Genomic DNA, 13,804 nt, shown 5'->3' with positions numbered 1-13,804 from the left:
GTTCTACCCATCATGACCCGCGTTCACCGTTTTCTGCTTCTCGCCATGTTCGCCATAGGTGTCGCTGCTTCTGTTCCGGCCGACGCCAAATCCCTGGTGCTGGAAGAATTCTTCCGCGGGAAAACGGTGGGCAAGGGCGTTTTTGAAAGCAAGATCGCCGGTGTCTACCGACCATTCACCGTCACGCTGACAGGAACCTGGAACAGCAAGACCTTTACGCTCCGGCTTCGCGAGGACTTCGTCTACGAAGACGGTGAACGTGATACCAAGACCTGGTTCTTCCAGAAGGTTGCCGAAGACCGATACATCGGCCAGAGAGCCGACGTGCTGGGTCCGGCAAACGTTCGCACAGATGAAAATGGAGACCTTCGTTTCTCCTACGTCGCGAGCCTGGAGACTGAGAACGGGCCATTGCTGCTTCGTTTTGACGACACGCTGACACAGGTCGACAGAAACACGGTCAGGAACACCGCCAAGGTCATGAAAGCCGGGATTACGGTCGGTACGGTTTCGCTGACATTTAAAAGGTAAAGCTTCCAGGGCTCAGGTACGACTTGGCGCTTGATCGGGAGTGATTTCAAGCTTTTACTCTGCGGATGAAATTGTCCGTGGGGGCTTCATGATACCGATCCGGCACTTCCTGCCACATCTCCTGAACCTGATGTTTTCAATGGCTCTTGTGGTAGCGGGCCTTGCAAGCCAGTCAACCTTGGCAAGCGCGATGGGCACGGGCCTTGCCGAAACGCTTGAGAACAAACTGCTTGAACCGTTCGACGGCGACTTCGACGCCTTGCTCAAGCGTGGCTACATTCGGGTCCTGATCCCGTTTTCAAAGACCGGCTACTTCATCGACAAGGGCGTTCAGCGCGGCAGCTCGGTTGATCTCATGACCGAGCTCGACAAATACCTGGACAAGATCCACGAGAAGAAGGCGAAGGATGCAAAGCTCGTACTTGTTCCGACCCCAAGAGATCACTTGTTTTCAGATCTTGCCGCGGGCAAAGGCGACATCGCGATCGGCAATCTGACCATTACCCGCGAACGGGAAGATCTGGTCGCCTTTTCGTCCCCTTTGCTGAAGGATGTGCACGAAGTACCGGTCACCACCGCAGGGGTCGCCGACCTTCCCTCACCTGAAGCCCTGTCAGGTCAGACCGTTCACGTCCGTGCTTCGTCTTCCTATTATCAGAGCCTCAAGGCACTTAACGACAGGCTCGGCCAAAAGGGCGCCAAGCCGGTCGACATTGTGACCGCTGACGAGCACATGGAAGACGAGGATCTTCTGGAAATGGTAGCAGCCGGCGCCATTTCCATGGTGATCGTGGACCAGCACAAGGCCGAACTCTGGCTGGAAGTTCTGGACGGCCTGAAGATGCATCCCTCGGCAGCCGTGCGCACGGACGGAGAGATTGCCATAGCCGTTCGCAACAATGCGCCGGACCTTCTGAAGGAAGTCGATGCCTTCGCCGCCACCGTGACAAAAGGCACCCTGCTCGGCAACATCATCCTCAAGCGATATCTGAAAGAGGCCGACTACCTCCGGGACATGCGCAGCGCGGACTACAAGAACGACCTCGCCAGTCTCCAAACCATTTTTCAGAAATACGGCGACGAGTATGAAATCGACTGGCTGTTGATCGCCGCGCAAAGCTTTCAGGAATCGCGTTTCGACCAGAAAGCCCACAGCCGCGCTGGCGCCGTTGGACTGATGCAGATCAAGCCGGCTACGGCCAAAGGCGACCCGATCAACATCAGCGGAATTGATGCAGATCCGGACAAGAACGTTCAGGCAGGCGTCAAATATCTTCGGTACCTTGCCAACCAGTATTTTGCCGGTCTTCAGACACGGGATGCCAACCAGACATTCTTTGCGCTTGCGGCCTACAACGCCGGCCCCAGCCGGTTTGCCAAACTACGCGAAAAGGCCAAGCAACAGGGTTTTGACCCGGACAAGTGGTTTGACAACGTCGAGTGGATCGTGGCTTCCGAAATCGGCCGGGAACCTGTCGATTACGTCGGCAACATCTACCAGTATTACGTCGTTTTCTTCAACGAACAGCAGCGTCGGCAAACGGAAGCCGCCGAGAAGGCGGCAGCCGGAAACTAGGATCTCTCGCGAGCAACATGAGGACGTTCAACGAAGGCCGTTTGAACGTCCACCATGACCGATGCAAAACGCTTCAGGCAACCTTGCGACCAAGGCCAGCGGCCCGCGCCAGCATCTTCCGCTTTGCCTCGTCGCTCGATCCGCGGATCGGCGAGAACATATGGTAGCCTTTGGGCTTGAGACCGCAGAAATCGAGGATCTGCTTCTCGGTCTGCTTTTTGGCACCGGCACCGTAAATCCAGGTGAAGTACCAACCCGGTGTGTCGGAAGTCACCAGAACCTGCGCGGTGCGGCCCTTGAGCAGTTTCTCAGGCAGAGGCTTGCCTTTCACGTATTGAAAGGACATGCCCGGCAGCAGGATCCGGTCGAACAACCCCTTCAACCTGCCCGGCAGACCACCCCACCACAATGGGTGCGTGAGCACGAAATGTTCACACCACAGGATATCCTGCCACAGTGCTTCGAGGTCAGGCTCCAGAGGCTTCGCATCCTTGAAGGATGACACTCCGAAATCCGCGTCGAAGTCCAGGTCGGCCAGATGCCTGACCCGCACTTCGTTTCCACCCTTTTGCGCATGATTTGCATATTCCGCCGCGAGGGCGCCGCAAAACGTGTCCTTGGCCGGGTGTCCTTCCAATACCAGTACTCTTGTCATGTCCAACCTTGTGAGCTTGCAGGCGTCAAACGCCAAAATTGACCGTGGTCATTTTTTGACATTCCGCATCACATCCGTCAAGATATTTTTTGACCACGGTCATTTTAACGGAAAATCATGACACGCAAACCACAACAGCGGAGCATTGCCACAAGGGCACGGGTCCTGGCTGCCGCACGCGATCTCAGTCAAAAACACGGATTGGACCTGGTTACCGCGGAAGCGGTTGCTCAGGAGGCAGGCGTCGCAAAGGGGACCGTGTTCTCGCATTTCGGCGATATGGACGGCCTTTTGTCCTACGTGCTGCTGGACCGGCTGAATGCCCTGCGTGCGGCGACGTCCGACGAAGCAGCAGAACCCGACCAATTGTCCGACCCTGTCGGACTGCTGACCCGGCGCATGATGGCGCTGATCGACGTCATCACCGACAGCCCGACAATCCTGCGGCTGTTCCTGGACAATATCGGTGTGACCAAACCCAATTGCGCTGCTGAATTTGTCGAAACTCTGGACGCCCTCGATGCGGAACTGGAGCATTTCCTGACGTTCTGGCAACAGGGGGCCAGCCTGAAGCCGGACCTGAGGCAGGATCGGTCACCAAAGGAAATGGTCGATGGCCTGATTGCCTTCATGATCCATGGAGCCATCCTGGTCAAAAGCCATCAACTGACTGACCGGGCGGAACTGGAACACCGGCTCCGCCGCCATGTCGAGGCTTTCCTGATCAGACAATGAGAGTGATCAAAGCTGGCTCGAATAGTGTGACTGCATCCTGATCGGCAGGGTTAGCTCAACCCTTCCGGTCTTCCGGCTTTTCCCCCGGCCAGAACACGACGTGGTTCTCATAGTCTTCCAGAGCCATGCCGTCTTCGGGGATCGTCCGCCCGCGAACGGAAATGCCCGCCTGATGGACTGTTTCAGGATCTCCCGACACCAAAGGATGCCACCAGTAGAGATCCTTGCCTTCCCGCACCAGCCGATACGCACAGGTTGGCGGCAGCCAGGTCAGTGTCCTCACCTCACCCGGTGTGAGCTGAATGCAGTCCGGCACGATGGTTGCCCTGTTGTCGTAATCCTTGCAGCGGCAGCTGGTGCCATCAAGCAACGTGCAGGCAACATCCGTCCAGACGATTTCGCCGGTGTCCCAGTCCTCAAGCTTGTTGAGACAGCAGCGTGCGCAGCCGTCGCAAAGCGATTCCCACTGGGACTGCGTCATGTCTTCCAGTGTGCGGGTTTTCCAGAACGGAAGCTCGCGTGAGGTATCGTCCACAATCATGAAGTCTTGTGCGCCTTTCTTGGGCCAGAACAATCGGCGCCTATCATGCTACAGGCTGTCGGGCAACCCGGGCGAAAAAACGGGCTGTTTTTCCTCAATGAAATTGCAAGAACTTTAGGTAAACTGTTCCAATGAAAGGGGCACGTTGGCAACCAGTTTGCACGACCTCGAAAAACGGCTAGCTTGGGCCGATCCTTTTTGATCCGGAGACCTTGTTCGCGTGACGGACAAACCGCAATCAGATGATGTCGAAACCGGCAATCCGCCGGCGCAGAAGCCGCCGAAAAAGCGCAATCGTATTCGCCGCTTTTTCCTGGCGATCGATGCCCTTATCGACACGGCCCTGTGGAAGAGCGGAACAGCTATCCGCCGGATATTCGAAGGCTATGACGCCTTCTTGCGGCGGTTCCGGGCCAAGGGAATCTGGCGCGTTCTTGCCGAGCTTTCGTCTGACGGTCTGACTTACGGTCTTGCCGGTTTCATCGTGGTGCTAGCCTTCGCCCAGCCAGCCTTCGAGGCAACGCGCTATGCCGACTGGAAGACCACGGACGATTTCGCGGTGACCTTCCTGGATCGCTTCGGCAAGGAAATCGGCCGGCGCGGCATCGTTCTCAACGACAGCGTACCGCTTGAGGAAATTCCAGACTCCCTGATAAAGGCAACGCTCGCCACCGAAGATCGCCGTTTCTTCAGCCACTTCGGGATTGATTTTTTCGGCACCTTCCGGGCCATGGTCGAGAACGCACGCGCAGGGGGTGTTGTCCAGGGCGGTTCGACGCTCACCCAACAGCTGGCCAAAAACCTCTTCCTGACCAACGAGCGCAGTCTCAGCCGCAAGATCAAGGAAGCCTATCTGGCGCTGTGGCTGGAAGCGAACCTTTCCAAGCAGGAAATCCTGAAGCTCTATCTCGACCGCGCCTACATGGGCGGCGGCGTCTTCGGGGTAACGGCTGCTTCCGAATTCTATTTCAACAAGAATGTGCGTGAGCTGACGCTTGCCGAAAGTGCCATGCTGGCAGGTCTCTACAAGGCACCGACCAAATACGCCCCACACATCAACCTGCCTGCAGCCCGCGCGCGTGCCAACGAAGTCCTGTCCAACATGGTACAGGCCAGTTTCCTGACCGAAGGCCAGGTGATCGGCGCACGCCGTAATCCGGCCCTGGCTGTCGACAGGTCTCAGGAACAGTTGCCGGAATACTTCCTCGACTGGGCACTTGAAGAGGTCAAGAAGCTTGCACGCCGGTATCCGGCACTCGCCCGCGACCGCATTGTGACCGTGCGCACCACACTGGACCCGGCGCTGCAGCGCCAGGCGGATCTGGCAGTGGAAACCGTGCTTCGGGAAAACGGAAATTTGCGCGACGCTCGCGAAGCGGCGATGGTTTCGATGATCCCGGACGGAGCCGTCGTTGCCATGGTCGGTGGCAGTTCCTATGGCGAAAGCCAGTTCAATCGCGCCGTCAACGCGCTGCGCCAGCCAGGATCCTCGTTCAAGCCTTTCGTCTACATGACGGCTTTCATGAACGGCTATACCTCGGACAGCGTGGTCTCCGACCGGCCGGTCTGGATCGGTAACTGGTCGCCCAAGAACTATTCCAGAAGCTACCGGGGCGCCGTCACGCTGAAAACCGCGCTCACCAAGTCCATCAACACCATTCCGGTGATCCTTTCCCTGGATTTCGGCCGGCAAAAAATCATCGATACGGCGTATCGCATGGGCCTGACCCACGAACTGGAAAACTCCGTGTCGCTGCCTATCGGCTCATCTGAAGTCTCCGTCATCGACATGGCATCGGCCTATTCCGTTTTCGCCAATGGCGGAACCAAGGCAGCGGCCTATGCGGTTCTGGAGATCAAGAACAGCGCCGGCAAGGTGCTCTACCGGCGTGAACGCGACGAGCCGCCTGCAGTTCGTGTCCTACCGGAGGAGAAAGTTCAGGAAATGAACGAGATCCTGGTCAATGTGGTTGAGGCCGGCACGGCCCGCCGGGCGCAGATCGACGGTGTGGTCGCAGCCGGAAAGACCGGAACCACCAACGCTTACCGCGATGCCTGGTTTGTCGGCTACACCGGCAACTTTGCCACGGCCGTCTGGTTCGGCAACGACGATTTTACCTCCACGCGACGTGTCACCGGCGGCAGCCTTCCTGCCATGGCCTGGCAGAAATACAACGCCTTTGCCCACAATGGCATCGAGCTTGCCCGGATGCCCGGTGTCGATCCGGAAAGCTTGCCCCGTCTGGCCCGAACCGCACCGGCAAGGCTGGCTACAGACACCAGCGACACTGCCCAGCCACGGGTCCTGAAACGGCGCACCCAGGATCTCCTCTTGCAGATCGGTCAGGATCTGCGCCTACTGCTTGAACAAAAGAGCGCCGATGCCGCCCCCGCTCAAGGGCCTGCCAACACCGATGTCGCGGCGGTGCAATGAGCGATACAGGATTCCGGCCCGCACATGGCGAGGCAGACTGGTATGACGAAAGGCTTCCCCGTGCCATCCGCTCGCATCGGGGCAATCCTTTTCGCACGCTCGCCACGGTGACGCTTGTCGTCGTTCTGGCCTCCTTGCTCGGCATCAGCTCCGCCTATCTGATCATCGAGCGGGAACAACCGCTAAATGCGGTCACCATCGGCCCGTGGCACGCCTATCCGAAAGCCGGCACCTCCGAAGCCGATCCTTATTCCGTGGCGATCTACACAAGAGGCGCCGTCATTCCCCTGGCATCGGGCGAAGGGCTTGCTCTGGTCGCGCGCGAAGACAGCAACGGCCACCAGCTTGATCCGACGTGTGAGTACCGTATCGCAGGCCAGACCCCGTCTGCACGGCTCTGGACCATGACCGCGGTCGATGGCCACGGCCACCTGGTCAAGACGATGTCTGGCCGGGTGAACCTTGCAAGTGACGCCTTGCTGCGAAACGCGGACGGCACATTCGAGATCGTCGCCGCCACCCGCCCCCACTCCGGCAACTGGTTGCCCCTGGCGAGCGATGCAAGGGCCGCCGACGGTCTGCGCTTCGTGCTCAGGGTCTATGACGCTCCGGTCACGACCGGTGCAGCCCTAGATGGCGTCAGCATGCCCACCATCGACAGGTTGGGCTGCCCATGACCCTTTCTTCACGTTTTTCCCTGTCGGTTGGCCTGCTGGCCACGCTGTGTCTTGCTGCCATCATTCACATCCTGGTGGTGCTGAGCATCCCCCAGAACGTTCTGCACAGTGCCTATGACAACATCGGCAACCACGGGCCGGACCGGCAATTCAATCTGCTGCCGGATGTCCACCCCGGCGAGGAGGCCCTGCCTGATCTCGATCCAGCCATGAAACACGCTGCCTGCCGGTTTCAGCTCGCCGACGGGCCGGTTCTCTTCGATGCCAGCATTCCGGTGCCCTTCTGGTCCATAGGACTGTTCAACGCGGCTGGAGAGGCCGTCTACAGTCTCAACAACCGCACCGCGGGTGCCGAGCGCCTGTCAATGCTGGTGCTGACCACGGAACAGCTGTCGATCCTGCGGGAGAACCCGCCGGAAAACCTGGAAGACCTCATCGTCATTGAAACGGAAGAGCCGCTAAGCGGTTTTGCGTTGTTGCGAGCCTATGTGCCCCACCCGACCCGGGCGGACAACATCGACCGCGCTCTCAGGGCCGCAAGCTGCGGCTCCATTCGCTAAGCTACTTGCAATCATGAAAAACGGTCAGGCCGGGACGCTGTCACGCCCCGACGCCGCAACTGGTCACGATATCGGAGAAACCGCGTTCCGCAGGTGAGAAATATCGTTGTCGGGCATACCGGTTGCAAGCGTCTGTTGCTGACCGTAGCTGGAACTATTGCCGACCGGTGCAGCCTCATTGAGCGGTGACAGCGGACCGAGCGACTCGAACAGGTCTCCCAGAAGATCCTTGTGACGCTTCCACCGACCGATCGATGATCTGAACATCGGCTTCCGCACCTGGAGATTGGAGAACGTCGTCACGGGACTGTCGCCGTTATAGAACTCCAGGCATTGCTCTTCCCAGTCCATGCCTGTGCACGCCAGTAGCGCCTTGCTTTCCTTTTCCTGGTTATGAACCAGGTCTTCGTAGGAAAGCGTGTGGATGCGAACCGGCAGGACCTTTTCCCAATGTTTCATCAGACCGTCGTAGGCGACGAAATAGCTGCCCAGTGACTTCTGCGTCATGGCGTAGTTATGCGCGGGCGAAAGCGAATGCGACAGAAGCGAAACGCATGTGTCCGCAGGACAGCGAACGCAATGGATGAAAGCCGCTTTCGGAAACAGAAGGCTCATAAGCCAGAGCACTTCGAAATTATGCGGCATCTTGTCGGTGACACGGTCTGCCCGCCGATCGATTGCGCTCAGTTCCGCAAGGTACTGCCGTGCAAACTGCTTGAACTCACGCGGCCCGAGGCTCTTCAACCGGTTTTCCAGGGCAGCACTTGGCGCCCCCCGCAAACCCAGGTCCTGCTGCAGCAAGCGGAAATACGGAATTTCCGCACCGCTGGCGATGCGCGAATGCCGGCTCACGATCTGCTCGGCCAGGGTCGTGCCTGAACGCGGCATGCCGAAAATGAAAACCGGCCGCTCCGAGGGATCCTCAAATTCCGTCCGTTCGGCGAAAAATGCCTCGTTGAAAACTTCCTTCATGAAGGCGATGCGCTCTTCATGGGCTTGCTGATCGAACGACTGGTAGCGCAACCGGCGGGCGGAGCGGTAGTGCTGCGCAGCACGCGCGGTGTCTCCCAGGTCGTAGTGGATCTTGCCGGCCGCCCAATGCAGGTGAGCGTGTTCCGGCGCAGGCAATGCGCTTGCCTGTTTCAACAGGTCATCGATCTTGGCAAGTTCAGCCGGTTCTTCCCTGTAGGTGCGTGCCATCGTCAGGCAGTGAAGGGCCGAGGGCAGTTCCTTGCCCAATGCGATGGCTTTTTCGAACCAGGCGACAGCCTCGTCGATCTGGCCGACAGTGATATCGAGCTGGCCCATGCCGACAAGAGCATAACCATTTTCCGGATCGATCGCCAATGCACGCTGAAAGCTCTGTCGTGCCAGCACCGGCTGACGCTTGAGCGTGTACAAGTCACCAAGATGGGCGTGGAAATCAGCGGCTTTAGGCGCAAGGGCCACGGCTTTCTTCAGCGATTTCAGCGCGCCGGCCAGATCGCCAGCGTTCATGAGGGCCAGACCGAGCAACTGATGCACCTGCGGGTGCTTGCCGGCCTTGCGCTCAGCCTTCCGCAGCATCTCGATAGCAAGCCCCACGTCACCGTTCTGGTAAGCAGCAATGCCCAGCGAAAAATTTGCCTGTGGGTTCTTGGGGTCGAGCTTCAGTATCTCCTCAAACATGCTGAGCGCGATTCCAATGCGTCCGGCATGTTGATGGGAGAGCGCTTCTTTGACGAGAAGCGTGATGTTCGGACTCATTCGACCACCTTCAGGTTCCCGGGAGTGACTCCCCTGTAAACTAAACGGTTTAGTTCGACGCCTGAAGAACGGCAAGCCACAAAACCCCTTCAAAGACATCCTTTTGCCGGAAAAACGACCAAAATTAGGCTAAGAGCTTGTGATCACGTCTCTTTTTTCAGTGTTCACATTTTTTTGCATTGCAATAAACAAAACTTATGCGCGCATGCCCTAAAGGCAAGTCAATTTGACAAAAAGTGAAGCAGATCAAGTAAAACGAGATTTTGGCTGTTGTGGTTTCGTAAAAAAATAACGCTGAGCGGTATCGTTTAAAAATTTTGAATACGCTTAGCTTACGAAATAAATTCTCATCGGCATCTTGTAAAAGAACCCGTGCAGAAGTCGTCTCAAAGATGTTTTTTCAGACCTTGAACGACCGCGCCTCCAGCCTGTGGAAAAGCAGTACCGCCTCTACAGCCGAAAACGTCTTCGCGCATCAGTAGATCTGACGTGGGCAGAATATAGCACTCATTAAGATGTCAGAATTCAGGCCTGAAATTCGGAAGCGGGCTATTTCACGACCGGAGCGCGTTCAGTTCCCCACCCGGTATAGATCCGGGACCTGCGAACAGGCTTGTCGTCCCCATAACGCTTGTCCGGATCGCAACCGGCTTCGGCAATGCGAACCTGGCCTTCCAGTTCCCGAATGGCGTTATTGACCTTCCAGACGCGATCGCGGGTCGGCGTTTCGATCTCCAGTCCGTCGAGCGCCTTCTTGTAGGCGATGATCCGATACCGCAGTGCCTGACCGACCCATTTGATCATCACCCGGTTTTCCCAGACGCGCGCCTTCGCGCCTTCATAGGTTTCCTCGGACTTCACCGGCTTGTTCTGCAGAACTCGCAGCCGCTCGTCATCCGCGGCCTTCACACGCAAGGCCACTTCGCAGAAAGGCATCACCAGCTCCGCATCGCCGGATGCGTCAGCGGCAATCTTGTCGTAGCGGGCATCGGAAGACTGGAATTTGTCTGAGCGCAGATAGATCAGATAGAGATCAGGCGGTACACGCCCTTCAACTTCCGGAAGAACGCGTGTTCGCGACAGCTCAACCATGGTCCCGCCGATCCAGTCCTTGGTCCATGGCGGACGGATCAGCGTCCAGCCGCGGTTGCGCATCAGCTTTTCGTCGTTCGTGTAGTTGAACTTGGAAACCGGATCACCGCGCAGGCGCGCTGCTTCGTCGCCCGCCGCCGGCATCACCCTGTCATGAATGACGGATGGCCTGGCACGATCAAAATCCCCTGTCGGGCGCGTACAGGCAGCAAGGCTGACGGCAATCAGCACGGCAGCGACGGCAATGGCGCCCTGCCCTGATTTGCGACCGCTCTCCGCGAGGGATGCGGTTGCGGATTGTTCCGCTTTGCCTTTGCCCATCGGGCGCTTCTCCAGGCCGCTAAAAAGAAACTTCTCCTGCGCGGCTGGAGAGGCTTGGACCGTCAGTCCTTGTCGGAGCCAGCAGGTCCGGCCGCTTTTCCGATGGTCGCGATTCGTGCGGCAAGATCAAGGTCATGGCGCTCGTACCGGACACCTGGGAAGAGGATAACTTCTCCAAAGGTCTCTCGGCTTGCCATACGGCGCTGATTGGAACGATAGCCCACACGTGCTGCGGGGCGTTGAGCTGATGTAAAGTCCAACAAGGTGCCCATCGTCTCCTCCTTCGGTTCCGATCTCCCCTGACGGCGTATTACCGGCGGGGAACGGTCAAACGGGCGACGCATTACTTCCTGCTCTTCATTAAGAAGCTGTCAGGGTTAACAGCATGCTAACGCTTTTCCTGCAATTTGAACGAAGCAAGTTCCTCCGGTGGTCCGGTCTTTCGTATTTTGTAGACGGGTGTCATGCGCCAAACCCAACATTTCAGTCAGTCGTTGCCGAATTCCGCTTCTCCGGACAAATCCGCGTCCACAAAGGGCGATGATCGTGGTGTCCTTCTGGCCGCAAGTGAGCTGTTTGCCGGACGCACTCGGCATGATGTTGAAGAAAAACGTATTTTTCTGGAATTGGCGTCAAACTTCCTGCCTAAAACCTCACTGCCGGACAGGCGCCGGATCGCAAATCTGCTGGCTGCGCATCCGGAAATTCCCGACGACCTCCTGACGCAGCTCGCATCCGACGAAGACGAACTGACGGCCTATCCGGCCCTTCGTTACAGTCCGAGGCTTTCTGTGGATCTCCTTTTGAAGGTTGCGGAGGCTGGTCCGGATTCCCTCCGCAAAGCGGTCGCCAACCGGCCATCCTTGCGCGAATCGGTGATCACGACATTGTGCGAACACGCCGGAGCCCCTGTAATCCGTATCCTTCTCGACCGGGAAGACGTCACCCTGACACAAGCTCATCAGGCAAAACTCAGTTGTCGTAGTGACATCGTTGCCACTCTTGGTTTAGAATTGGCAGGTCAGGACGCATTAAACCCGGATGGACTTATGGGACAATTCCTGCATTTACCAGCTCCGCTCAAATCGAAAGCGATCGCCGCGGCGGAGATGACCAGCCTGGTCAAACAGGCACAAACCCCTGGTTCCGCAACCGACAGACGCACGGACACCGCGCGCCTCAAATTGCGGGACGCACTGGTGAGCGAAGCCCTTTTCCAGCAGCGGTCCCGTTTTGCGGATCTCCTGGGCCAGGGGCTCGGACTGCCACAGACCACTTGCGATCTGCTGATGCATGACGATCAGGCCGAAGGTCTGACCGTTGCGTTGAAAGCGCTTGGTATGTCGGCGTCCGAAGTCACGACCGTGATGATCCGCATGCTGGGTGAAAACCTGTCACTGGAAAGACTGCGCGGCCTGCTGCGCCTCCATCGCACGCTTAGCCAGGGCGCTGCCGAGGTGCTGGTCGGCCAGTGGATCCTGCATGACCAGGTCACTCAGCCCGTATCTGCACAGCTTGACTCGCAATATCAGGATGGTTCGCGCCGCGATGCGGCGACAACGGACGGACAGAAGTTTGGTTTCGTTCAAGCCGAAACCACTCGCAAGTCGAACCGTTCCTGAGAACACCCGCTCAAGCACTGTGTTGCGGGAGGGCTGAACGCCCATATTTAAATCTGCACTAAAAGCGGAAGAGGTTTGTGTCGGGCTTCGGCTCATCCTGCACCAATGGCAGGTCAATCCTGCCGTCGCGTGCTTCGATGTCCACCAGCCAATAGTCCGGATCCATTCGCGCTTCGCTTGCCAGCCGCGCGTCTATCGTTTCCCTGTCCGCCCGTTCGAAGACACTTTCGAACAAGCGCCCCTGCGGCAGACTGCTGAACATGGCTTGCGGCGCCGGGCCATAGAAGTCGAAGCTACCGTCAAGACGGTCCACACAGATAAAGACCGCACCGGCTTCGGGAGCCCCTTTCCTGGAAACAGCTGCAAAGCCGCCCTCGCCGAATACGCGTCGGACCAGTGCACTGACGAAAAACTCAGATGTAACCCGCATGCTGACCGCCTCTGCCGAACCCGCCGGCACTCCCGAAGATGGAGAAGGAAGGCCCTGCTCTACGACAGTTGCGCTTACGCGGCAACTCGCCGTCCGGCAATCTAGCCGGACAGCGACCGGCCACTGACCATTTCCAGGCGCTCGATGACCTTGGTGCCGGGTTCGCCCGTCAACGGCAGGCCCCTGTCAAATTCGAACCGCCGGATGGCAGCGGTGGTATTGGCTCCCATCACGCCGTCCGCCTTCAGCGGACCGTAGCCGAGTTCGGACAATGCCTGTTGGATCTTCATCAACTTCGGATCGGACTCTACACCGGCATCGGCACCGTCGTCGGCACCTGCATCAAGGACTTCAGCCCCGTCTTGTCTTGTCGTACCCGAGAACCCGGGCTTCGGACGAGGCACGGGACCATTCACGGACGTTACGGGGCTTTCTCCCTGCATCAACACCAGAGCAAGCAGCGCTTCCGTTGCCTCTCCGGTCTCGATCTGTCCGGCGTGACGTTCAAAACCACGGATGGCACGCTCGGTCGCCGGGCCGTTCAGTCCGTCCAGAGGCCCTTCGTACAGGCCGATCTTGCGCAGGGAGATCTGCAGGTCGAGCACAAGGGTGGAGATCTCCTGCACCTGAAGCCCGGGACTTCTGCCATCCGGTTCCGGCAGCTGCATGGTATCCGGTCGATCTCGTGTCGTGAACAGCGGCGCCGGATGCCGGCCAGGCTGCAAGCCGACCGCATTGGCCACGATCAGGCATGCCGTCAGCCCCATCACCACAGTACCACCCGCTGCGACAGGATTGTCGAGCGCCATATGACCGGCCTTCGCCATCAGGGATTCCGACGACTTTGCTTGCTGCGCCTTGGTCTGCTTTGTCGTTTTCTTTGC

Annotated in this window: 14 protein-coding genes; 7 read left to right on the top strand and 7 right to left on the bottom strand. The window is 58.2% G+C overall.

The features are described 5' to 3' along the window. Positions 1-12: 12 nt before the first annotated feature. Together B0E33_RS23810 and B0E33_RS23805 are read left to right on the top strand one after the other, a co-directional pair. Positions 13-531, top strand: a complete 519-nt coding sequence (locus B0E33_RS23810) for a DUF3833 family protein (RefSeq protein ID WP_077292627.1) — start codon at positions 13-15, stop codon at positions 529-531. Between the two features lie 88 nt (positions 532-619). Further along, positions 620-2,107 (top strand): MltF family protein, encoded by a 1,488-nt coding sequence (locus B0E33_RS23805; RefSeq protein ID WP_077292626.1) that lies wholly within the window; start codon positions 620-622, stop codon positions 2,105-2,107. A gap of 73 nt (positions 2,108-2,180) precedes the next feature. On the opposite strand, the gene B0E33_RS23800 is transcribed toward B0E33_RS23805, so the two are convergent. Continuing rightward, positions 2,181-2,762 carry an NAD(P)H-dependent oxidoreductase gene (locus tag B0E33_RS23800; protein WP_077293579.1) on the bottom strand — a complete coding sequence of 194 codons (582 nt, stop codon included), beginning with the start codon at positions 2,760-2,762 and terminating at the stop codon, positions 2,181-2,183. A 117-nt stretch (positions 2,763-2,879) separates the two neighbouring features. On the opposite strand from B0E33_RS23800, the gene B0E33_RS23795 reads away from it, so the two are divergent. Further along, positions 2,880-3,497 carry a TetR/AcrR family transcriptional regulator gene (locus tag B0E33_RS23795; RefSeq protein WP_023001025.1) on the top strand — a complete coding sequence of 206 codons (618 nt, stop codon included), beginning with the start codon at positions 2,880-2,882 and terminating at the stop codon, positions 3,495-3,497. Positions 3,498-3,552: 55 nt separating this feature from the next. Here B0E33_RS23795 and B0E33_RS23790 read toward each other — a convergent pair whose 3' ends face one another. Beyond that, positions 3,553-4,038 (bottom strand): YcgN family cysteine cluster protein, encoded by a 486-nt coding sequence (locus B0E33_RS23790; RefSeq protein ID WP_077292625.1) that lies wholly within the window; start codon positions 4,036-4,038, stop codon positions 3,553-3,555. Between the two features lie 220 nt (positions 4,039-4,258). Here B0E33_RS23790 and B0E33_RS23785 point away from each other — a divergent pair, with 220 nt between their 5' ends. The 3 genes from B0E33_RS23785 to B0E33_RS23775 are packed head-to-tail and all read left to right on the top strand — an operon-like array spanning position 4,259 to position 7,709. Then, positions 4,259-6,472 carry a transglycosylase domain-containing protein gene (locus tag B0E33_RS23785; RefSeq protein ID WP_077292624.1) on the top strand — a complete coding sequence of 738 codons (2,214 nt, stop codon included), beginning with the start codon at positions 4,259-4,261 and terminating at the stop codon, positions 6,470-6,472. Next, the gene (locus B0E33_RS23780) at positions 6,469-7,149 is read left to right on the top strand and encodes a DUF1214 domain-containing protein (protein WP_023001022.1); all 681 of its coding nucleotides are present in this window, start codon (positions 6,469-6,471) and stop codon (positions 7,147-7,149) included. The genes B0E33_RS23785 and B0E33_RS23780 overlap by 4 nt, the downstream gene beginning before the upstream one ends. Then, entirely contained in the window at positions 7,146-7,709 is a 564-nt protein-coding gene (locus tag B0E33_RS23775; RefSeq protein ID WP_077292623.1) for a DUF1254 domain-containing protein, read from the top strand. The genes B0E33_RS23780 and B0E33_RS23775 overlap by 4 nt, the downstream gene beginning before the upstream one ends. Before the next feature lie 63 nt (positions 7,710-7,772). Here B0E33_RS23775 and B0E33_RS23770 read toward each other — a convergent pair whose 3' ends face one another. The 3 genes from B0E33_RS23770 to B0E33_RS23760 form a co-directional block, all read right to left on the bottom strand. Beyond that, positions 7,773-9,455: a tetratricopeptide repeat-containing sulfotransferase family protein gene (locus B0E33_RS23770; protein ID WP_167579592.1), complete on the bottom strand. Its 1,683-nt coding sequence runs from the start codon at positions 9,453-9,455 to the stop codon at positions 7,773-7,775. Between the two features lie 549 nt (positions 9,456-10,004). Then, entirely contained in the window at positions 10,005-10,868 is an 864-nt protein-coding gene (locus tag B0E33_RS23765) for a hypothetical protein (RefSeq protein WP_077292621.1), read from the bottom strand. A gap of 62 nt (positions 10,869-10,930) precedes the next feature. Beyond that, complete coding sequence (locus B0E33_RS23760; protein ID WP_031269292.1) at positions 10,931-11,140, bottom strand: hypothetical protein; 210 nt, start codon at positions 11,138-11,140, stop codon at positions 10,931-10,933. Between the two features lie 192 nt (positions 11,141-11,332). Between B0E33_RS23760 and B0E33_RS23755 the strand changes: the two genes are divergently transcribed. Beyond that, positions 11,333-12,490 (top strand): DUF2336 domain-containing protein, encoded by a 1,158-nt coding sequence (locus B0E33_RS23755; protein ID WP_077292620.1) that lies wholly within the window; start codon positions 11,333-11,335, stop codon positions 12,488-12,490. Positions 12,491-12,548: 58 nt separating this feature from the next. On the opposite strand, the gene B0E33_RS23750 is transcribed toward B0E33_RS23755, so the two are convergent. After that, positions 12,549-12,920 (bottom strand): DUF1491 family protein, encoded by a 372-nt coding sequence (locus B0E33_RS23750; RefSeq protein WP_031285039.1) that lies wholly within the window; start codon positions 12,918-12,920, stop codon positions 12,549-12,551. Between the two features lie 101 nt (positions 12,921-13,021). Beyond that, the gene (locus B0E33_RS23745) at positions 13,022-13,747 is read right to left on the bottom strand and encodes a peptidoglycan-binding domain-containing protein (RefSeq protein ID WP_208997696.1); all 726 of its coding nucleotides are present in this window, start codon (positions 13,745-13,747) and stop codon (positions 13,022-13,024) included. Positions 13,748-13,804: the final 57 nt, after the last annotated feature.

This window comes from Roseibium algicola, from assembly GCF_001999245.1.
In the GTDB taxonomy this organism is placed as follows: Bacteria; Pseudomonadota; Alphaproteobacteria; order Rhizobiales; family Stappiaceae; genus Roseibium; species Roseibium algicola.
Note: the sequence above shows the minus strand (reverse complement) of the source record. Positions and strands in the feature narration are given on the sequence as shown.